Genomic DNA, 20,609 nt, shown 5'->3' with positions numbered 1-20,609 from the left:
AAATTTTATATACTTTGGATGGAGGATGCCATCGATTTGCCACCGTTATTAAATTGTGCCAGCAATTTATAAATCTCTTGCGATGGAATCAAAAATATCGGCAGCATCCCTTGCCATCTTTTGAATTAAATGGACATAGCGGTCTTCAGTAATTGCTGATCTGCTGTGTCCTAATCTTTTTTGAACTGTTATTATTGGTTGTCCACTTTCGATTAACATAGTTGCATAGGTATGCCTTAGATAGTGGTAATTAAATTTGATACCAAGTTTTTTTGTAATCAACTCTATTGTTTGATACTTTATAACAGCAGGTGAGTAATGTTCACCGTTTTCTTTTTTGCAAACAAATTCATGATCAGGATCTTGAAGATAAAATTCACCATATTTTAATCGATTTTCAAGTTGTTTCTTTTTCGCTTTTTTTAATATTTCCATTAAGGATCTACCGACTGGAATAGTTCGATATCCAGATTTAGATTTAGGCGAACCTACACCCCATTTATAATAATCCTTTTCGTTTTCAACTGTAATTCTTTTATTAACTAATTGCTGTTCAATTTCCTCTGTCATTTCATCAAAATTAATATGCTTCCATTCAAGTCCGCATAATTCTCCTACTCGAACTCCACAATGAAAACCAATATGAAATGTCAAATAAAATGGATGATCTTCTGTAAAAGATCAGGAAACCAATTATTAAGAAATAGCAAAAAAGATAAATTTAACAGAAACTTTACTATACTTAAAACGTTTTAAATAATATTGGGTCATATAACCAATTTTTATTATTATTGCTATTTTGAATGCACTGGAGGATGAAAAATGACAGTTAGTTATTGGACAGGACAAAATCTTACACTACGAGCGATACAACCAGAAGATATCGTTATATTTGAATTTTTAGATGATGAAATTCTACGAAATATGGATTCGATTCATTTTCCTCGCTCAGCTGATAAAATGACAGAATGGGTAGAAGAACAATTATCTGAAGAAGATGATGAATTCCGTTTTATTGCAGTAGATAAAGACAATAATATTGTTGGGATGATTGAAACATTTGATTGTGATTTGAAAAATGGTATCTTTGATTACTATTTAGCTGTATTTGAGCCTTATAGAGGTAAAGGGTATGCAAAAGAAATGATTCTAATGGTTCTTCGCTTCTTCTTTTCAGAACGCGCATATCAAAAAGTAAATACAACAGTTTACTCATTCAATGAACCATCCATGCGCCTACATGAAAAATTAGGTTTCATGAAAGAAGGGCAACTAAGAAAAATCATTTTCACAAAAGGTGCTTATTATGATGGCGTTTGCTATGGAATGACAAGAGAAGAATTTGAACAAAATCATGGGTACCTGTAAAAAAATTAACAATATATTAACCATACAATTAGAATTAGTTATAGCTGATTTTCTTTAAAAGGAAGATTGGCTTTTTTGTTTAAGATAAACCTTCCATAGATGTTAATAAAGCTGTTGCGTGTAAGAGGATACATTGTTCGGAGATAAAGAAATGGGCAACTGGAATGATAATTGGAAAAAGTCATCCAAATAAATGTTATATGATGTATTATTATAACAATCGAGCAGTTTTATTTATCCACAAACAAGTTATTTTCTGAAACGCAATTAATCATGAACACCAAGTTATTTTTCTTTATAAGGAATACATTTGTTTGGATTTGGAAAATTAGTGATTGGAAATGGAGGAGAAATGATTGAGCCAAAATAAAAAAGATAAAATCCAAATGCAAAAAAAGGTTCAAGGTTTATATAGAAAGACAAAACAACAGCATAAGGAAGATAAAGATGATAATAAAATTGGTATAGTTATTGTAAATATTTGTGTTGTATTAGGAGTTTTAGTGTTTATACTAAATACATTTATTAAAGATTTTTAGATAGTTTTATTGGAAATTATATCGTAGAGAATTGTAAAAAAATGCCACCGTGTTCAGCGAATAATCATGACATATTAGGAGATAAAGAAAAATAAAATATGGTAAAAATAATCCGACAAACCATTGATAACTAAAGATTTGTCGAATAGAAAGGGTGGTACTCAAGTAATTTTGATTCAGATTTATGTCTTTAAATGGATATATTTTAGCAAAGGCGTGGTTGCATTGGAAATTTAGTTGAACGTAAATGATCTCTATAATTTAATAATTGTTTGCACCGAATTTAACTTGTACATTTGCATCTTCGCATTCTTTTTTTACCAGATAGATAATTTCATTTGCTTGAAATTTTGATAATTCCTTCGCTATCACTGTTACGGAAACGTCTTCTCCTTCTATTCGTACTAAAGCATCGGTAAAGCCTAATGATTTAATTTGCGTTTCTAGTATTGCTTCTGTAGATTCTTCTTTAAGGAGAGTATCAATTTCAATAGAGGCCTTATTTTTTTCTTCAGCAAAATACTCATCTGACGTGATTTTTTGTGTTAACTTTTGCCGAAGTTGGTTTCTTTCGTTACTAACTTGTAGGCGCGTTTCTTCAAATAAAGGGCTCGGAGAAGATACTTCCTTTGTCACATTCTGTATTGTTGCTTTTTGATCTGCATCTTCTGTCAAGGTAATCTCCTCTTTTGATTGTTTTGTTGAATCCATCAAATAATACACTGAAATAACCGCTACTAGAGTTAATAATGCAAGTAACCATGATGATTTTTTTTGTAGGTGCATTCACTATCCCTCCATCAATAAATTTGGTTAAACACCACATTTTTTCAATGTCTGTTTTATGAGAAATTTATAATGAATAAAAAAAATATGAACATATATAGCAGTATCGTTTACGAATTATATGTAAAAAAAATATTTTAATGGCAAGAAGTACGTATTTAATGAGCCCTGACTTGAAAGAGAATTAGTAGAGCATGGTCTTGCTTACATAAAATATATTCCTATGAAAGAGAGAATCAAAAAATGAATCAAGTAATTTTTGGACTTAAGCTTTGATTTTTATTTATAAGTATGTCGGTAGTTATACGAAAACAACTCATTTTGTTGTCAGATTTGCAGAACCGCTTTAAATTATCAAAATTAAGTTTTGCCTTCGCATTTAAAACAGGTGTCATGAACGAACGGATTGTTTCATGTCCAGTTTGTGGCTACAGGGGGAAAAGCTTATTGTCAACGATTAAAAAAAGGATACAAGAATAGTTAAGATTCAGTACCCTTTTGTTGAAATATTTTTTTACACATAACTAAAAGAATAAAAAGCCAATTAAAGAAAGGAATAGAGAGATTCCGAGAATTACCCCAGCAACTTTCATATGTCTTTTACGCCCCATTACAACAATTGCAACATATTCACGAACCATTGCATTGGGCCAATAATAAAAAGCTGTTTTTGAGCCGATACCTTGGCTATTCAGACCAGCTTGTCTAGCGTATAGACCAGCTCGGAAAAGATGGAAATTATTCGTTGTAAAGATGCTGTTATGTGTATCACCTGGTTTTAAAGTATCCATCATTCGTTTCGAAAATAACATATTTTGATAGGTGTTTACAGAACGATTTTCTTGCACTGTATGCTCAATAGGAATTCCTTTTTCAACAGCGTATTTTTGCATCGCTTCCGCTTCAGGCAGATTTTCATCGGAACCTTGTCCTCCTGAGAAAATAATTGTTGGTGGTGTGGTAACCGCTGCTTGTTTGTGATAAAAATCAATGGCTTTATTAATTCTACTTGCAAGAAGTGGTGGTACTTTATCGTTAATTAAACCACTGCCTAGCACGATGATAAAATCTTGGTTATACTTTGGTTTATTAAACTGATAGAGGAAATATGCAGTTAGAAAGTTAGATAAATGAATTAAGAAATAAAAAATTATAAGCGATACGCCACCAAAAATAGGTTGAAATATATTTGATAACAAACTGGATGGGCTAATAATAGGCATGACTATTAATAATAAAATAATGATAGCTGCAATTAAAGTTAAGGAGTTTGCTAAGCGTCTTCCTTCTCTTTTCATTAAAATTCTTGCATTAAGAAATAGGCCGAACATTAAAGCTACAATTCCAAAAGGTATAATGAAAAACAGTGCTATTAAAGGAATAATAACTAAAAGCTTTATATTATTGTTTTCAGATGCTAAAGAAGCAATCGTACAAAATAAAAGAAATGAACAGAAGAAAATATTAAATAAAAAGCCATTTATTATCTTTCTGGGATCTTTCAAATAAGAATACAGAAAAATAAAAAATAGGATAAGTGGAATAATTCCAAAATACATCAAAACCTTACACCTCGACTATATATTATTGATTATTCTATTTTACAAAAAAATACCTACTAAAGAAAATACTAAGTATAAAGCATTGTTTTTCTATTAAGCTCCTATATACAAGCATAGATTTTTGAAATTACATCCTTTTTACTTAATCCTTACTTAAACCTTAAAAATATTGTTAATTAAACAAGAAAATTTTTTGCCTCACCATCAAAAGTGTGGATGACATTTTGTTAAAACGTATGCTATTTATTTTCATTCAGTAGAAGACTCCTACATTTGAAGGTAGTGAGATGAATGCGGATGTGATTCCCTTTCAGGGGGTGTCAAAACACCTACTGAAATAGAGGAACTCAGTCTAAGAACGCAACATCTTGTGGTAATTTATCTGTGCGACAGCAACAAATGTTTTTCTGTGCGAAAGCGCAGCGACAGCAAAAATTATGCCGAGGCGAAATCAACCACACGTTATGGTGATGAGCTGAATTGTTGTAAGGAGGGAACTATAATGATAATTATGGAAACAGAAAGGTTGAAATTACGAGAATTTAATGATGATGATATTACTGCCCTATACTCAATTTTTTCAGATGCTGAAACAATGAAATACTATCCAGCCCCATTTACTTTACTGCAAACTAAAAATTGGATTAAAAAAAATAAACAACGATATCGAGAAGATGGTTATGGTTTATGGGCTGTATATTTAAAGGAATCAAATGAATTAATTGGAGATTGTGGCCTCGTTAAACAAATAGTTGATGGAAAAGCTGAAGTTGAAGTGGGCTACCATATCAATAAAAAATATTGGTCGAAAGGATATGCAACTGAAGCAGCTAAAGGTTGTGTAGAATATGGATTTACACATCTAGGACAAGAAAAAATAATAAGTATTATTGATCCTAAAAATGAAGCATCAATTCGTGTGGCTGAAAAAAATAGTTTTATGAAGGACAAGGAGTCGTTTATTTTTAGTAAAATGCATCATATATATTCAGTACAAAAGAATAAGTATAATGAAGATTAAGCGATTACAATTACAACTTTATGGTATTGTACATAAGAATTTTTGGTTAATTTTTACGCCGAATTTCATTTTTATCAAGATTTATTTAAAATTGATAGTAAGTTTCTAACTATTTTTCTTTTCAAATTGTTAGAAGGAAATTTGGTTATCCTATGAAAGATTCTTTTTTAAATAGTAGTGTTCATAATCCCTTCCGACATTGTCTAATGTACCGTAGATATGGTATCCGTGATTTTGATAAAAATCTAATGCTTGAAAACTTAGTGTATCTACTTTTATAAAATCGCATTTGTTATTTAAAGCAATTTGTTCGATTTCTAATAACAATTTAGATCCATGGCCAAATCCACGAATATCCTCTTCGATCATAAGTGTATGTATCTCTAACCAATTCCAGCAAATTTCCCCCAATATGCCACCACGGATTTGATCATTTTCATCTGAAAGGAAGAGGTTAATTTCTTGATATCTGCCTCTTAAATCTTTTGGAAAATGTTTTAAATTGTACTCGTAAAGCTTATTATTAATTAAAGATTTTTTACGTTCACTTTGCTCTTGTGAGATTTTGTATTGCATAAATTTTTTTCCTCCTATTTTATAATGTGAAATTTCGTTTCCAAATCATATGATGGCTGTTGTTATTCCAATAATGTTCCAGTGAAAAGTTTGTGCCTTATTGTATCCACTATCTAAAAAAAACCTATCACATTTCTACTCTCAAGCGTGATGAATATTTTTTGAAGTAACAAAGATCCTATTCCACAATTTTGAAAGTTGGGGTGAACAAAAACTTTCCCAATCTCAGGGAAGTTTGTTATATCTTCTTATACTGTTTTTTTGAATTAATTCATTCGCTACTCCATATTCGATTGTACCAATAATTTTTTCTTAGTTTCCTCATCAACTGCATACCAGAAAAATCGCCACTCTCCTTGGCTTTCCAAATCCCATTAAAAATATTTTTTTCGTTTCCAACTATTTAGCAATTAAATAAATAACCAGGCACTTAAGACCTGGTCATTTTAAATCATTCATTTATTTTTTCATTCTCCGGTTCTAAATGAATAAGAATATTGGCTTTATGAAAGATGCTATTAATCTTTTCTTCAATACGATCACATAAATCATGAACTGTTTCAATGCTTTTATTTGAAGTAACGACTAAATGGAAATCGATATATTCTTCCGCACCAGAACGTCTAGTTCGGAAATCGTGATACTCGATGTATTCATCTTTAAATGATTCAATAATTTGAATAATTTGTTCTTCCTCTTCCTTTGATAATCGTGCATCCAATAATGGAGGAAATGCTTCTTTCATCAGTTTGAAAGCTTCCGTCATTATATAACATGCTAATATAATACCGATGATCGGGTCTAAAATATACCAGCCAGTTAAATGAACAATCAATAAACTCAAGGCAACACCCAATGATGTATAGACATCCGTAAGTAAATGCAGTGCATTTGATTTCATGGCAACAGAGTTGATATTCTTTGCAGTTCTATAAACAATCCTTGATACAACAAAATTAATCAAGGCGCCAAATAACATGACCAGTATTCCTAGAATTGGAAGTTTGATGGGTGTGGGAGTAATAATTTTATGAATACATTCATAAATAATCCAAATCCCAGCAACAAAAATTAATAGTGTTTCAATCGTTCCAGAAATATTTTCAACTTTTCCGTGTCCGTATGGATGCTCTTCATCAGCTGGTTTACCGGAGATTCGTACGGAGAGAAAGGCAATAAAAGAAGCAAGTAAGTCTAACAAAGAATGGATTGCCTCCGATAAAATTGCAACTGATCCAGTGAACAATCCAACGATAATTTTTAATATGACAACAGTAAAATTACTTATAACTGATAAAAATGCAATCTTTGATGAATGCACCTTAAATCACCTCCTGTTAAATATAGACTTATGATACCAAGTAAACTTTGAGTGGGTCTATAGCAACGTTTTTTCCTAATTTCTATTAAATAACTAGTGTGAAAAAAAGTTGCATAAAGGAAAGACACTTACCCATCTTTAATAGAAATTTTATACAACCCAAAAATAGCATTGAGAGCACTCGCTACAATCTTCATAAAGCAAGAGAAGAATAATGATAATATTATGTGTAGATGCGATAAGGTTAATTTCTACTTAAGAAATTAAAGTGTTGAATTTATTCCTAAAGAATACCTAGGATTTGAAGTGTTTTCTAATTGTACATATTTTGCCGTGAAATCTAGCTAATAGTTAATAAAAAAGAAAAGGAATTGCTATCCATTTTCTACCCTCGATATAATAAAATAGACTCATCACCAAAAGTAAGGGATGATATTAGTTAAAACGTATGTCATGTATATAGGCTGATCTTCGTTCCGTTTGGGCGACTTCTCTGGGATTAGCGTCACAGATGAGACCCTGGAGTGCAACGAAGCGGCCCCAGGAAAGCGCCCAGTCGTAACGGAAATGAACCACATTTTTTTGGTGATGAGCTATAAAATTACGGTATCTTATTTGGTAAGTAAAGAGGTGGATGGTAAAGTGGATTATCTTCAAATTACAAGGACCAATATCGAACAGGAGCATATATGTTGTGCACTCGGTGCGAAGCAATATGAGCAAGCGGTAAAGCAAAAGAAAGAATGGCTAATGAACCGTATCGATGAGGGGTTAGTTTTTTATCGTTTAAATGATCGGGCAAAGGTGTTTATAGAATACTTACCTGCACATCAAGCTTGGGTTCCTATCGATGCACCGAATTATATGTATATTAATTGTTTATGGGTTTCAGGTAAATACAAAAATCAAAATCATGCTAGGCAATTGTTTGAAAAGTGTAAGGAAGATGCACTAGCGCAAGGTATGGATGGCATCGTCCATATAGTAAGTAAGAAAAATCTTCCATTTCTAAGTGATAAGCGTTTTTTTGAACATTTGGGATTTAAAGTTGTAGATCAAGCAGCACCTTATTTTCAGCTAGCTGTCTATAAATTTAACGAGTCTGTCGATCGTGATCCTTCCTTTAAACTACAGGTGAAAAATCCGTTATCTAATAACAGAGGTATTGTGATATACTTCACTGCCCAATGTCCATTTGCAGTAGGTGTTATAGATGATTTAAAAAATATAGCAGAGAAAAGGGGCATCCCATTTCGTACATATCAACTAATGACGAAAGATGAAGCACAGAATGCACCTATCATATGGACTACCTTTGGACTGTTTTACAATGGTCAGTTTATTACACATGAAATTATGGGTGCAAACAAGTTCGAAAAATTATTAAATACATTACAAGTAGAGAATTTATCTCCTTTTCATGAATTTTAAAATAAGAGCAAATAAACAAATACCTAGTAAAGAACCTAGAGTAAACGACCAAGAAAAATAATCGAAAAAGATGTATGCGATTAATAGTGCTAGCATATAGCCAAGAGTAGTGCCCAACAATTGTTTTTGTATATTCAACGTACTCACTCCTTTCTGTGTGGAAACTTAAGAAGTTATTCTTCTTTATTTGGCTCATTACCAAAAGTTGCCTATACATTTGTTAAAAACGTATGCCATATATAGGTTGGTTGGATTGGGGGCTGGACGTATCTAGGAAAGCACCCAGTTGGAACGGAAATCAACCACACGTCATGGTGGTTAGCCCTTTATTTATATTTTATAGAAATATTAGGTGAATATCCACGGGAATCAGGATAAAAGGAAGGTGGCCATCAGTTTTGAAAATTAGCAAACAGTATGCAGAACATTATATATGGGGAGATCAATGTGATGGTTGGCATTTAGTGAAGAATAATGATCTCAGTATTATTCATGAGCGTATGCCTGCTAAAACAGTAGAGATAAATCATTATCACCATCATGCGCAACAATTTTTCTATGTTCTATCTGGAACAGCTACAATTGATATCGACGGAGAACGAATTGTGTTACAAAAGCATAAAGGCATTGAAGTTCCACCTCTTAAACCGCACCAGATGCGTAATGATTCAGAAGACGAGGTAGAGTTTTTAGTTATTTCACAACCAAATAGTAGAGGCGATCGTATCCAACTATAAATATAACACCAGTTTATTAAATCATAAAGTGGAGACTAATAATCTCAGTGGTAGATGAGATGATGAACCATCCCCCCGAGTAAAGTTTCATTAAATGAGCAATTCACAAAATATTATTAATCAATCATAAAGGAGTCACATTTTTTGAAAGCAAAAAGCATTAAATTATATGAATATGGAAGCCCTCGGGAGGTTTTGAAGTTTGAAAATAAAACGATTAAACCTCCTCAAGAACAAGAAATTCATGTTCGAATGCTGGCTCGACCTATTAATCCTTCTGATTTAATACCAATATGGGGGAAGTATGCTCATCGAATTTCTTTACCAACTATTCCTGGCTATGAAGGAGTAGGTATTGTAGAGGAAGTAGGTCCGTATGTTTCTCAAAATCTTATCGGAAAGCGTGTTTTACCTTTACGAGGAGAAGGAACTTGGCAGGAAATTGTAAAAACAAGCGCAGAATTCGCAGTACTTATTCCCGATTCCATTGATGATTTTACCGCAGCTCAAATGTATATCAACCCAATGACAGCTTGGGTAACTTGTACTGACATATTACAATTGCAGCCAAATAATGTTTTAGTAGTGAATGCTTGCGGGTCCGCAATTGGCCACATATTTGCTCAGCTAGCAAAATTGTTAGGTTTTCAGTTAATCGCAGTCACGAGAAATAATAGACATACTGACGATTTAATTCAGCTTGGTGCTTCCTATGTAATTGATACTTCAGTAGCACCACTCTATGAGACAGTGATGGAACTAACAAATGGCAGGGGGGCTGATGCTGCTATTGATTCTATTGGGGGGACAGCAGGAAATGATCTTGCTTTCTGCCTGAAATCTGGAGGGCATTTTTTAGCTATTGGTCTTTTATCAGGTGTGCAGGTAAATTGGCAAAGAATCGTTAAAGAGGCAAATGCCAAGGCAAATATGTTCCATTTACGCCATTGGAACAAACAAGTCTCGATAGAAAGATGGCAAGGTACATTTCATCACTTAATCAATCTAGTAAATAGTGGTAAATTAAAAATGATGGCAGTGGATTCTCATTATGGTTTGTTAGACATTAAAAATGCGATAACGGCAGTTGAATCGACTAAAACCACTAAAGGAAAGATTTTTTTAACAAGTTATTAAAATGAAGAGGCTGGAACATAACTAAATGGTTTCTTCATAAAGCCGAATAATCTCTAAATTAACAAGACACGATAAATAGAAAAACCGAACTATTCCGAAACACTTCATGAGCGTTTCATTGGATAGTTCGGTATTTTTGTTGGCTGAAACACTTTTGTCTCGGCTTCATTTTTATAGTGTGTCGATGCTACTGTTCTACTCTTCGATCCAACCTCTCTAGCGCTTGTTTTAAAATAAATCTGTTGATAAATATCTTAAACCAGTATCAGGTAGGATAACGACAATTCGTTTTCCTTTGTTCTATGGACGTTTTGCAAGAGCTGTGGCGGAAAAATGATTTCGCAACAGTACCTGCAGCCTTGTAAGCTTTTGCAGTTTCCACCTCTAGTACTTCAACAATTATTTTTAAATGAACATTCTAAAGCACACAAGCCTTGTTGTCTTCTCAGAGAAATTCTTGCACTATATTTGATTAACTATCTCTTTTTAATCCAAATGAACTAAAAAAGATTCTAAAGTGATCTTTAAAGTGCATTAATATATGTTTATTTGGAGAAATTTACTTTAAATTTGCTAATTAATGATATTTTGGAATAATATTTGTTAAAATGTAAGCCTTGTATATAAGTTAGTTAGAGTGGAAACTGGTGACTACTTAAGATCAGCATTAATAATGAGTTATTAAATTAGCTCTATGTTGTTTGGGAGATGAAAGTATGAAAGAGACAATTTCTTCAGTTTGTATTACAGCTGAAACAAAAATTAACATGATGAAGCAAAAGCCTGCTAATTATTTATTGTTAGCTATTTTTGGCGGACTTTTTATCGGATTTGGAATTTTGCTCATCGCTACTATTGGCGGCTTATTTAGCCCAACTGGGGTACCAAGTATGAAGGTCGTACAAGGATTAGCATTCGGTGTGGCACTTAGTATGGTCATGATGGCTGGTGCAAATTTATTTACTGGTGATAATCTAGTCTTAACGGTTAGTACACTATCAAAAAAATCATCACCATTCGAGATGATAGGTATTTGGATGTTTAGTTACATAGGAAATTTCTTTGGTTCGCTTTTTGCAGCCACATTATTTTTTTACTCAGGACTAGCAGTGGGAGACACAGCGGCTTACATTGAAAAACTGGCTACAGCTAAGATGAATGCTAGTTTCGTTGAACTTTTATGTCGAGGTATTTTATGTAATTTGCTTGTATGCTTGGCCGTATGGTGTACCTATAAATTAAAAACAGATACCGCAAAATTAGTGATGATTTTTTGCTGTATTTTCCCTTTTGTCACAATTGGATTTGAGCATAGTATAGCAAATATGACATTGTTTTCTCTTGCTCTCTTAATACCTCATGGTGAACTCGTATCGTTTGCTGGAGCAATTTCCAATTTATTACCTGTAACGCTAGGTAATATTATTGGGGGAGCAGTTATTGGTTTTGTCTATTGGGTAAATGGCAGAGAGTAATAAATCACTGGATAATGCTATCCCAGACAGTATCATTTCCTTGGTTGGAAGTAAAATACTACGTGCTGCAACGGCAATTTGAGAAGTGATTGTTGTGAGGCGGGTTAGGAATGCTTTATGATGATTACAATATAATCCGTTCGTGGGAGCATCATGAACTATGGAACAATAGGACAGAAGATCGTGATGATGCTTTGATAATTAGTTGTTCCAAACGTTTGCATGAGAAAGATGATGAGGTTAAATATTATAAAGCAGCAAGATTAATAGGAGAAGTACTTGGGCATATGGAACAATATAGAGGCGATGAATGGATTGAATATCGTCTACGCATTTTAGTTAAGCAAGGTGTCTTTACATATAAAGGAGATTTAAAAGCGATGCGACTATATGAAGTAAAATTAACGGATGAGTACTTGACATATCCCATCTCTTAATACTTTGACTTTAAGATAATTCATAGATAGAATGACAGGTAGAGTTGCTTATGTAACTCTACTTATTTTATTAGATGTGAATAATGCTGTGAAATTAATAGATTATGTAATGAATATATAAGAGAGGAGGAAGTCGAAAATGGAACAAGAAGTAAACCAACATACGATTCTTCAAGCAATTTTAGAGCTTTCGAAGCAGATGCAAGACATGAAATCAGATCTTCAGCAACAAATCGAAGCGGTTGATGTTAAAATCGAAGCAGTAGAAAAGAGATTAAAAGAAAAAATCGAAGCAGTAGAAAAGAGATTAGAAGAAAAAATTGAAGCAGTAGAAAAGAGGTTAGACAAAGTTGAACAGAATTTAAGTCGAAAAATAGATCTTGTAGATGCAAAATTTGATATAATATCATTGGATGTAATAACGACAAAAGCCGAAGTATCTATGCTTAAACAAGTAAAATAATTTAAATTAACATACCGCACCTCTTAAGGTTACGGTATTTTTTTAACTTCATTCAGTAATTGTTTTTTGTTGCGAAAGCGAAGCGATAGCAACAATTATGCTAAGGTGAAATTGATGGTATAATAAATGTCACGAAGGAGTGAAAACATTGTTAAAAACAGAGGTATTTGAACAATTAAAACAGGCAATGAGGGAAAAGGATGTATTAGCAAAAGGCGTATTATCGCTTTTGAAATCTGCCCTAGATTTAGCTGAAAAAGAAAAGGGAGAGGCTTTATCGTCTGAAGAGGAAATGGCTATTATAAATCGTGAAGTGAAGCAAACAAATCAGGCTTTAGAGGGTGCTCAAAATGCAGGGCGAGCTGACTTAATTGAAAAAGAGGAAGCGAAAATAGCACTATTAAAATCATTTTTACCGAAGCAATTAACCGAAGAAGAAATTGAAGAAAAACTTGTGACAGCTGGCATCGTGAAAGGGATGAACATGGGGGAAGCGATGAAAATTGCAAAACCTTTGTTAACTGGTCAGGCTGAAGGCTCTGTTATTTCAAAAGTTGTGAAGGGTCTAATTTGATTGTCGTTAGGAACAAATCTCTTACTTCAGTAGTAGGAGATTGTTTTTTTTGAGCTCATACAATTTTTTGTCTCACACTAGGTTTTTATTGCCAAAAAATGAAAACACCTTTATACTGATTGTTAACCACTGGTCAATAAGGAGGGTAATATGTCGCCACGTAAGCCGTCAACAAAAGATTTGACGAAAGAAATGATTATAAATGAAGCACATAAGCAATTTATCACGAAGGATTTTCACCAAGTATCAATGCGTAGTATTGCTAAAGAGCTTGGTTGTAGTCATGGGGCTATTTACTATCATTTTAAAAATAAAGCAGAAATATTCTATGCAATATTAGGTGATTATTTTTCTGAACTAAATAATATTTTAGATGAAAATATGAACGGTCCTGAAGATCATAATACTAAACTGCTAAAAGTTTTTGTAGGCTATATGGCGTTTGGTTTAAATAACCAAAGCCAGTATGAATTAATGTTTATAATGAGGAATAACGAAATTGATGGGCTTTCGCAAGAGGCAGCGAATCTTAGTTATGAGAAATTTGCACAATCTGTACAGTCCTTATTAAAGACTGAACTGTTGATTTCAGATATACATTCTACATTCATTGCTCTTCATGGATTTGTGGCACATTATCGTCATTATGTAAAAAATTATGAGGAAGCAAAAGAAGCAGTGGATGTACATGCTAAATTTCTTATCAAGTCTTTAACATATTGAGAGTAGCTCTAGTTAATAAATCTAGAGCTTTCTTTTAAAAGTTATTTGACCAGTGGTTAATTAGTGAAGGGGGAATAATTTTTGCAAACAGTATTAGTTATTGGGGCCTCTGGTGGTATGGGCTATGCTCTAGTAAATGAACTAGTAAGTCGAAATATACAAGTGAAGGCATTTGCTAGAAATAAAGAAAAGTTAGTTGCACTTTTTCAGCATTATAAAAATGTCGAAATCATTTCGGGAGATGCATTTAATGAACAGGAAATGATGAGAGCTTCAAATGGTGTGGATATTATTTTTCATGCTATTAGTTTCCCATATCAAGATTGGGAACAGCTACACATTCGATGCTTAGATATGGTGATTAACATAGCCGAAAGGCAAGGAGCGAAGATTGCACTTGTAGATAATATTTATGCATATGGAAGACAATCGACAAATCCTGTAGTAGAGGAAGCTAGAAAGGAACCACTGACGAAAAAAGGTAAAATTCGTTTAACGATGGAAAATAAACTAAAAGACAGTAATGTACCCTCGTTAATTGTACACTTCCCTGACTTGTACGGACCAAATGCAAATAATACAATACTCTATGAAACACTAAAAAATGTTGCACTAGGTAAAAAAGCTAATTTTGTAGGAAATATGCAGGTGAAAAGGGAATTTCTTTATACAGTTGATGGTGCAAAGGCTATGGTAGAACTTGCTTTACGAGATGACACATATAATCAGAATTGGAACGTGCCAGCTGTTCATCCGATTGCTGGGGTTGAACTAGTAAAAATCTTACGTGAAATTACAGGCTACAAAAAAGGTATTCGTACAGTTACTAAAGGGATGATAAGTCTAATTGGAATATTTACACCTTCTATGCAGGAAGTGGTTGAAGTGTTCTATTTAACTGAAGAACCGGTCATTTTAAGCGGGGGAAAATACGAAAAAGAAATAGACGCTTTACCACGTACTTCATATAGAGTAGGGCTAGAAGAAACGATTGCATGGATGAACAAGAGTACACTAAAATAGGTGAGCATTTAAGAGCCAATAAAAAAATCCGCATAAACTTCTGTTGGTAGAAACCTACCTACAGAAAGCAAAGCGGATTTTTATTATTAGTTTTTCTTATAGTTGAAATTTTTGTATAATATTTCGAAGTTGCTGTGCCATCTCAGCTAAATTATTTGAAGAGGCAGTAATCTCTTCAATACTAGCAGATTGCTCCTCGGAAGCGGCAGCCACATTTTGAATGTTTCCAGATGATTGAACGGCTACAACACCAACTTCCTCTACAGAATTTGCAATGCTGTTAACCCCATCATTAATATTTGAAATGATGTTATTGACAGAATCCATTTCTTGAGTCAATTCAGTAATATGCGAATATATTTCTTCAAAGGCTTGACCTGAATCATTAAAGGCAGTTGAGCTTTCTGCAAGATTACTACTACTAATTGCCATCGATTTCACAGCTTGTGTAGACTCTTCCTTAATCGTCTCAATACGTGTTCGGATACTGTTCGTCGCTGCTAATGATTGGTCAGCAAGTTTACGTACTTCTTCAGCTACAACTGCAAAGCCTTTACCATGCTCACCAGCACGTGCAGCTTCAATAGATGCATTTAAAGCGAGTAGATTTGTTTGATCGGTAATCTCATTAATTAAGGTTACAATGTCACCAATCTCATTTGAGTATGTGCTTAAACGTTCCACAACCTTTGAAGTCTCTTGAATAGCATTAGATGTGACAACCATCTTTTCTGTAGCACTTTGAATCGTCGTATTGCCTTTTTCTGAAATAGAGGATGCACTAAATGCTTTAGAAGTAACATCATTCACGCTCGATACAACTTCTGACATCTTTGTGGAGATTGTCGTAATATGATTTTCTACTTCTTCAATAGAGGAAGTCTGTTTTTCTGATCCTGCAGCTACTTCTTGCATTGAAGATGTAATTTGTTGAATAGATGCACTTGTTTGCTCAGAGCCTGCCGTCAATTCTTCAGACATAGCAGCTACTTGCTCAGCATTTTCAGCAATTTGCTGAATAAGTGAGCGTAAGTCTTCTGTCATATTTTCGATGCCTTCAGAAAGCTGTGCGATTTCATTAGAACCCTTTATATGAAGTGGTTCAACAGCTAAGTTTCCTGTTGCCACCTTACTAACATAACTAGTCATATTGTTAATTGGTTTTATAATGCCTTTACTAATGAAATAAGCCACAATAATACCGAATATCACAAAAATTACGGTCATAATGACAGCATTCAAAATAATCCGTGTTTGAAGTTTAGAAATGAAAGAAGCGTCCATGTCTAATCCAAAAAGAATTTCAGAATCTTTAAATGGTATAAAAATCGATTTATGGGTTCCGTATTCATCATCATAAATTTCACTAGATTTCATGGTTCTAGTCTTTAATGCTTCATTCATGTCCTTACTAAAAGTGTAGTCCTCTTGATAATTATCTTTATTGCTTAATGCCACAATATGTTCTTTCCCATTTGCACGTGAAAGAATGTAAGCATTTTGAATATCATACTCTTTAAGTGTTTCATTTAATTCCTTTAATATTTCTTGATATTTATCCTTATCGCCGTCATCTGCAGCTTTGACGTCATTTTTATCTATTTTATCAAAAATTGTTTTAGATATAACATCTAAGGATGACTCAAATTGTTTAATTACAAAATTATCGATAATTTGATTACACGCAAGAAATAATGTGACGCTAAATAATAATGAAATAATAGCAATTGGAATAGTAAAACTTGCAATATACTTATAGAGTAAAGAGCTTTTAAACTTTTTGACTATACTCAACTTTAGCATCCTCCAATACTTTTAACTTTTGTTGTAAGAAATGAATCATATCACTAATATGTTCTATTTCGGTATAAGGAGAAATTGAAAAGAATTTTGCAGCTGCGACTGGAATTTGTTGTTTTGTATCTTTAGTGCTAACAGTGCAAACACGTGTCGTATCACCGAAAAATACTTCGTCGCGACCTTCTCCGATAATTTCAAATAAAGAAGCGTTAAGGCCATTAATATATTCAATCTGATCTTGTGTATAGCTACCTGACTGTTCAGATTTCCAATTAAAGCCTTCAGGATACAAACGAAAGGCTGTGACTGGTCCAATATTAGACTCATTGACTACTTGTAACATTGGAGTCTTCACAGCTAACTGAGCACGGAACGCTAAATTTACACGCACATAATTTGCTAATATTTGTTGGTAGCCTTCTTTACCGAACGCCTGTAATGCAGCATAAATAGCAATAGAACTACCCATACGAGAGCACTCTAATGTATAGCCTGTATGATAAGAACCATAGCCTCGATTGCCAACATAAGGTGTGTCGAAATCTTCAATATCTAATAACTGTAGGTGTTTTCCTTCTTTTATTAAGAATAGGCTTGTTAAATACGGTGTTTGACCAAGCTTTTGGAAGTCAAAGCAAAGGCTGTCTGCAATAGGGAGATATTGCAGACGTTCTTTAATTTGTTCTAGTGCTTGTAAAACATCAGTCTCTAATTGAAGTGGGTTTGCCTTAAAATCATAATCGTTGAAAAAGGCGTAAAAACCACCTAAAGCTGAATCAGCGTGAATATGTATAGGTTTTAAGGAATGTTTTTGTTCAAGGTCAGTTGTAACTTTTTTGATTGCTTGTACATCATCAATGGCAAATTGATCTGTAGCGCCTGTTGTAGCAACTACATACACTGGAATACCACCATTTTCAATAACCTCAGTCATACGCATACGTAAGTCTTCGATATCCATTGAATGGTCTTTTCCAGCTTTAATACGAATTAAATGCTTGCTACCGATACCGACTGCTTCAATTGATTTTAATAAGCTATAATGAGCATTTTCTGAAGCGAAGCAATATAAATTATTTGGTACGCCATCTTCCTTTGCGTTTGGGAATTGTTTAGCGATCGCAAGACGAAGCCCACTGAAAACAGCCCCTTGTCCACCCCAAGTTGTGTAACCAAAGCTTTGTGTATAGTCGTAGCCAACTAACTTCGACATCATTGCGACTACCTTTACCTCACATTCTGCGGCAGCTGGACCGTATACATCCCATAGATTGTTACCGTTAAGCAGAGCATTAGTAAATTGGCCTAATATGCCAGGGATGCTAGCCATAGGCAAAACATTTGTTACAAAGTTACGTGTGTGGTAAGGATGTCCTTGCATCAATTGTGTTAATTCATTCACAACTTGATCAAGTCCGACGCCTGAAGTTGGTACTTGATTGTCTTGCATTAACTCTTTATAGAAATTATCAGAGCGCTCTTTCATTGGTCCAAGAGTTGTTGTTTTTGGGTTTTTTAACTCATCTAAAGATGAAACAATTTTCTCCAAAAGGGATAAAAAATTCTCTCTGTGTTCGATATTTCCATCTTCGCTTTGGAATAATTGTTGGATTTTTTTCATATTTATCTTCCTTTGTAGTTCATTTTTCCTCTATTTTTTATTTCATAAAAATAGGTCGTTTTGCTAAAAATATAATAACATATAATAACAGAAAATGATTTTATATTTTCCTAGGAAAATAATTTTCGACATTTCTAAATAGTCTAACTGTTTATCGGGAAAATATATCGAGAAAATTTGGTAGTAGATTTTTTTCATAAATGTTGAATTTAAATTGTTTTCATGGCTTTTTTTGCATGAATTATTGCAAATTTAATGACGGGGAAGTGTTATAAGGTGGTAAATCTTTTATAAAAAATACTATGCCAATAATAATTTTAATTTAATTTAAAACGATAAAAATTCTATTGCTTAATGACTATTAAAGGAGAATATATAAATATTATTCTACTTTTAGTCAAAAAAAGAAACTGCAAAAATGCAAATTTTTTGATTACTGATGTATATCGTTGTTAATGGTCTTGGCAACTCTGCGGAACATCTCTGATCGATATTTGCCTTTCGAAACATAAATACTGTTAACAATACCGATAATTTTTTCAATATTAAACCATACTAATTTGGAGGTGAAAAAATGTTTAAATTGCTATCGCATAATGATCTAGATGGAGTAGGTTGCGGGATATTAGCCAAGCTTGCATTTCAAGACCAAGTGAAGGTAAGGTACAATTCAATTTCATCGTTGGATCGTGAAATTGAGTATTTTTTAGACAATACCCTACAAGATACATTTTTGTTTATTACCGATTTATCTCCAAACGAGGAAAATGAAAAGAGATTAAATGAGTATTATACCGCGACTGGTAATGTTCAACTGGTTGATCATCATAAAACAGCTTATCATTTGAACGATTATGAATGGGGTAAAGTAATAGTAGAAGATGAAAATGGATATTTAACATCAGCAACTTCTTTATTTTATCAGTATCTTGTTGCCCATGGATTTTTAGAACAAACGATTTCCATCTCAGAATTTGTAGAGTTAGTGAGACAGTACGATACATGGGAATGGGAAAAGAATGATAATCAGCAAGCACGCCGGTTAAATACTCTCTTTTTTTTAGTATCAATCGAGGAATTTGAAGAAAAAATGCTTCAACGTTTAAAGACAAGCGAACATTTTGATTTTGATGAATTTGAAAAGAAAATTTTAAATATGGAAGAAGAGAAAATAGCACGGTACATCCGTCGAAAAAAAAGGGAGCTAGTGCAAACAGCGATAGGAGAATACTTTACAGGTGTGGTTTATGCAGAATCTTATCATTCTGAGCTTGGTAATGAATTAGGAAAAGAAAATGTACACCTTGATTATATAGCTATATTAAATATGAGTGGCAAAAAAATTTCCTTTCGTACGATTCATGATCACATAGATGTTTCAGCAATTGCAGCAGAATTTGGAGGGGGAGGGCATCAAAAAGCAGCAGGTTGCTCTTTAACAGATGAAGCTTATGAGCAGTATGTGGCTCAAACATTTCATATAGAACCAATACCAGAGGATGCGAAACGAAATCGCTATAATTTAAGATTTTCTTCCTTTGGGACATTGTATAAAAACCTAAAGGAAGAAATTTTTCTTCTATATTCAATAAGTGATTTTGATTGGATAATTGAAAAAAATAAACTTCCTTTAGATCAAATCTTCACAAGTTTTTATGAAGCGGAATGGTTTTTAAAAAGAAATTATCAAGCATGGTTAGTGAAAGATGAGTTATTTGTAGATTATTTAATGGAAGAGGCCAAAAAGGTTCGTCATCAAGAGTAAGAGTATAGCTCTGCGGCAAAACGTGGGGTTGATTTCTTCCGACTGGGCGTCGAAAGCGCAGCGACAGCAACAACATGGTTTTGTCTGTGCGAAAGCGCAGCGACAGCATCAACACGGTTTTGTCTGTGCGAAAGCGCAGCGACAGCAACAACATGGTTTTGTCTGTGCGAAAGCGCAGCGACAGCAACAACATGGTTTTGTCTGTGCGAAAGCGCAGCGACAGCAACAACATGGTTTTGTCTGTGCGAAT

Annotated in this window: 23 protein-coding genes and 1 pseudogene; 14 read left to right on the top strand and 10 right to left on the bottom strand. The window is 33.5% G+C overall.

Going from position 1 to position 20,609, the window contains the following annotated elements:
• Window positions 1-66: 66 nt before the first annotated feature.
• On the bottom strand, window positions 67-654 hold the full coding sequence (locus ACQKNC_RS02355) for a site-specific integrase (protein WP_427423280.1): 588 nt from the start codon (window positions 652-654) through the stop codon (window positions 67-69).
• Window positions 655-822: 168 nt separating this feature from the next.
• On the opposite strand from ACQKNC_RS02355, the gene ACQKNC_RS02350 reads away from it, so the two are divergent.
• Both ACQKNC_RS02350 and ACQKNC_RS02345 read left to right on the top strand, forming a co-directional pair.
• On the top strand, window positions 823-1,368 hold the full coding sequence (locus ACQKNC_RS02350; protein ID WP_427423279.1) for a GNAT family N-acetyltransferase: 546 nt from the start codon (window positions 823-825) through the stop codon (window positions 1,366-1,368).
• A 356-nt stretch (window positions 1,369-1,724) separates the two neighbouring features.
• Window positions 1,725-1,907 (top strand): hypothetical protein, encoded by a 183-nt coding sequence (locus tag ACQKNC_RS02345; protein WP_427423278.1) that lies wholly within the window; start codon window positions 1,725-1,727, stop codon window positions 1,905-1,907.
• A gap of 261 nt (window positions 1,908-2,168) precedes the next feature.
• On the opposite strand, the gene ACQKNC_RS02340 is transcribed toward ACQKNC_RS02345, so the two are convergent.
• Both ACQKNC_RS02340 and ACQKNC_RS02335 read right to left on the bottom strand, forming a co-directional pair.
• The gene (locus ACQKNC_RS02340; RefSeq protein ID WP_427423277.1) at window positions 2,169-2,693 is read right to left on the bottom strand and encodes a SpoIIIAH-like family protein; all 525 of its coding nucleotides are present in this window, start codon (window positions 2,691-2,693) and stop codon (window positions 2,169-2,171) included.
• A 524-nt stretch (window positions 2,694-3,217) separates the two neighbouring features.
• The gene (locus tag ACQKNC_RS02335) at window positions 3,218-4,252 is read right to left on the bottom strand and encodes a YdcF family protein (protein WP_427423505.1); all 1,035 of its coding nucleotides are present in this window, start codon (window positions 4,250-4,252) and stop codon (window positions 3,218-3,220) included.
• A gap of 505 nt (window positions 4,253-4,757) precedes the next feature.
• On the opposite strand from ACQKNC_RS02335, the gene ACQKNC_RS02330 reads away from it, so the two are divergent.
• A complete protein-coding gene (locus tag ACQKNC_RS02330; protein ID WP_427423276.1) occupies window positions 4,758-5,276 on the top strand; it encodes a GNAT family N-acetyltransferase in 519 nt (172 codons plus the stop codon).
• Between the two features lie 150 nt (window positions 5,277-5,426).
• On the opposite strand, the gene ACQKNC_RS02325 is transcribed toward ACQKNC_RS02330, so the two are convergent.
• The 3 genes from ACQKNC_RS02325 to ACQKNC_RS02315 all read right to left on the bottom strand — a co-directional run bounded on the left by ACQKNC_RS02325 (window position 5,427) and on the right by ACQKNC_RS02315 (window position 7,173).
• Window positions 5,427-5,852, bottom strand: a complete 426-nt coding sequence (locus ACQKNC_RS02325; protein WP_427423275.1) for a GNAT family N-acetyltransferase — start codon at window positions 5,850-5,852, stop codon at window positions 5,427-5,429.
• 113 nt (window positions 5,853-5,965) lie between these two features.
• Window positions 5,966-6,076 (bottom strand): GNAT family N-acetyltransferase, encoded by a 111-nt coding sequence (locus ACQKNC_RS02320; RefSeq protein ID WP_427423504.1) that lies wholly within the window; start codon window positions 6,074-6,076, stop codon window positions 5,966-5,968.
• Between the two features lie 227 nt (window positions 6,077-6,303).
• On the bottom strand, window positions 6,304-7,173 hold the full coding sequence (locus tag ACQKNC_RS02315) for a cation diffusion facilitator family transporter (RefSeq protein WP_427423274.1): 870 nt from the start codon (window positions 7,171-7,173) through the stop codon (window positions 6,304-6,306).
• 642 nt (window positions 7,174-7,815) lie between these two features.
• On the opposite strand from ACQKNC_RS02315, the gene ACQKNC_RS02310 reads away from it, so the two are divergent.
• A complete protein-coding gene (locus tag ACQKNC_RS02310) occupies window positions 7,816-8,604 on the top strand; it encodes a GNAT family N-acetyltransferase (RefSeq protein WP_427423273.1) in 789 nt (262 codons plus the stop codon).
• On the opposite strand, the gene ACQKNC_RS02305 is transcribed toward ACQKNC_RS02310, so the two are convergent.
• Window positions 8,581-8,742: a hypothetical protein gene (locus ACQKNC_RS02305; RefSeq protein WP_427423272.1), complete on the bottom strand. Its 162-nt coding sequence runs from the start codon at window positions 8,740-8,742 to the stop codon at window positions 8,581-8,583. The genes ACQKNC_RS02310 and ACQKNC_RS02305 overlap by 24 nt on opposite strands.
• Window positions 8,743-9,002: 260 nt before the next feature.
• Here ACQKNC_RS02305 and ACQKNC_RS02300 point away from each other — a divergent pair, with 260 nt between their 5' ends.
• Together ACQKNC_RS02300 and ACQKNC_RS02295 are read left to right on the top strand one after the other, a co-directional pair.
• On the top strand, window positions 9,003-9,341 hold the full coding sequence (locus tag ACQKNC_RS02300) for a cupin domain-containing protein (RefSeq protein WP_427423271.1): 339 nt from the start codon (window positions 9,003-9,005) through the stop codon (window positions 9,339-9,341).
• Between the two features lie 144 nt (window positions 9,342-9,485).
• A complete protein-coding gene (locus ACQKNC_RS02295) occupies window positions 9,486-10,478 on the top strand; it encodes a zinc-dependent alcohol dehydrogenase family protein (RefSeq protein ID WP_427423270.1) in 993 nt (330 codons plus the stop codon).
• 228 nt (window positions 10,479-10,706) lie between these two features.
• Here the strand turns inward: ACQKNC_RS02295 and ACQKNC_RS02290 are convergent.
• Window positions 10,707-10,808 (bottom strand): annotated as a pseudogene (locus tag ACQKNC_RS02290) (cysteine synthase A); the annotation flags it as partial.
• Window positions 10,809-11,194: 386 nt separating this feature from the next.
• On the opposite strand from ACQKNC_RS02290, the gene ACQKNC_RS02285 reads away from it, so the two are divergent.
• From ACQKNC_RS02285 to ACQKNC_RS02260, 6 genes are all read left to right on the top strand, one after another.
• Window positions 11,195-11,953: a formate/nitrite transporter family protein gene (locus tag ACQKNC_RS02285; RefSeq protein WP_427423269.1), complete on the top strand. Its 759-nt coding sequence runs from the start codon at window positions 11,195-11,197 to the stop codon at window positions 11,951-11,953.
• A gap of 110 nt (window positions 11,954-12,063) precedes the next feature.
• Window positions 12,064-12,390, top strand: coding sequence for a DUF3658 domain-containing protein (locus ACQKNC_RS02280; RefSeq protein WP_427423268.1), 327 nt, complete (start codon window positions 12,064-12,066; stop codon window positions 12,388-12,390).
• A gap of 139 nt (window positions 12,391-12,529) precedes the next feature.
• Window positions 12,530-12,853, top strand: coding sequence for a hypothetical protein (locus tag ACQKNC_RS02275; RefSeq protein ID WP_427423267.1), 324 nt, complete (start codon window positions 12,530-12,532; stop codon window positions 12,851-12,853).
• A 148-nt stretch (window positions 12,854-13,001) separates the two neighbouring features.
• Window positions 13,002-13,427, top strand: coding sequence for a GatB/YqeY domain-containing protein (locus tag ACQKNC_RS02270; RefSeq protein ID WP_427423266.1), 426 nt, complete (start codon window positions 13,002-13,004; stop codon window positions 13,425-13,427).
• 150 nt (window positions 13,428-13,577) lie between these two features.
• Window positions 13,578-14,150, top strand: a complete 573-nt coding sequence (locus ACQKNC_RS02265) for a TetR/AcrR family transcriptional regulator (RefSeq protein ID WP_427423265.1) — start codon at window positions 13,578-13,580, stop codon at window positions 14,148-14,150.
• An 81-nt stretch (window positions 14,151-14,231) separates the two neighbouring features.
• Complete coding sequence (locus ACQKNC_RS02260) at window positions 14,232-15,173, top strand: SDR family NAD(P)-dependent oxidoreductase (protein ID WP_427423264.1); 942 nt, start codon at window positions 14,232-14,234, stop codon at window positions 15,171-15,173.
• Between the two features lie 96 nt (window positions 15,174-15,269).
• On the opposite strand, the gene ACQKNC_RS02255 is transcribed toward ACQKNC_RS02260, so the two are convergent.
• Both ACQKNC_RS02255 and ACQKNC_RS02250 read right to left on the bottom strand, forming a co-directional pair.
• Window positions 15,270-16,976 (bottom strand): methyl-accepting chemotaxis protein, encoded by a 1,707-nt coding sequence (locus ACQKNC_RS02255; RefSeq protein ID WP_427423263.1) that lies wholly within the window; start codon window positions 16,974-16,976, stop codon window positions 15,270-15,272.
• The gene (locus tag ACQKNC_RS02250) at window positions 16,945-18,594 is read right to left on the bottom strand and encodes a pyridoxal phosphate-dependent decarboxylase family protein (RefSeq protein ID WP_427423262.1); all 1,650 of its coding nucleotides are present in this window, start codon (window positions 18,592-18,594) and stop codon (window positions 16,945-16,947) included. The genes ACQKNC_RS02255 and ACQKNC_RS02250 overlap by 32 nt, the downstream gene beginning before the upstream one ends.
• A 574-nt stretch (window positions 18,595-19,168) precedes the next feature.
• Here ACQKNC_RS02250 and ACQKNC_RS02245 point away from each other — a divergent pair.
• Both ACQKNC_RS02245 and ACQKNC_RS02240 read left to right on the top strand, forming a co-directional pair.
• Complete coding sequence (locus tag ACQKNC_RS02245) at window positions 19,169-20,359, top strand: DHH family phosphoesterase (protein ID WP_427423261.1); 1,191 nt, start codon at window positions 19,169-19,171, stop codon at window positions 20,357-20,359.
• 28 nt (window positions 20,360-20,387) lie between these two features.
• Window positions 20,388-20,609, top strand: a 222-nt coding sequence (locus ACQKNC_RS02240) for a hypothetical protein (RefSeq protein ID WP_427423260.1), incomplete at its 3' end; no start/stop codon positions are given.

Source organism: Lysinibacillus sp. NPDC094177, assembly GCF_050279145.1.
Taxonomy (GTDB): Bacteria; Bacillota; Bacilli; order Bacillales_A; family Planococcaceae; genus Lysinibacillus.
Note: the sequence above shows the minus strand (reverse complement) of the source record. Positions and strands in the feature narration are given on the sequence as shown.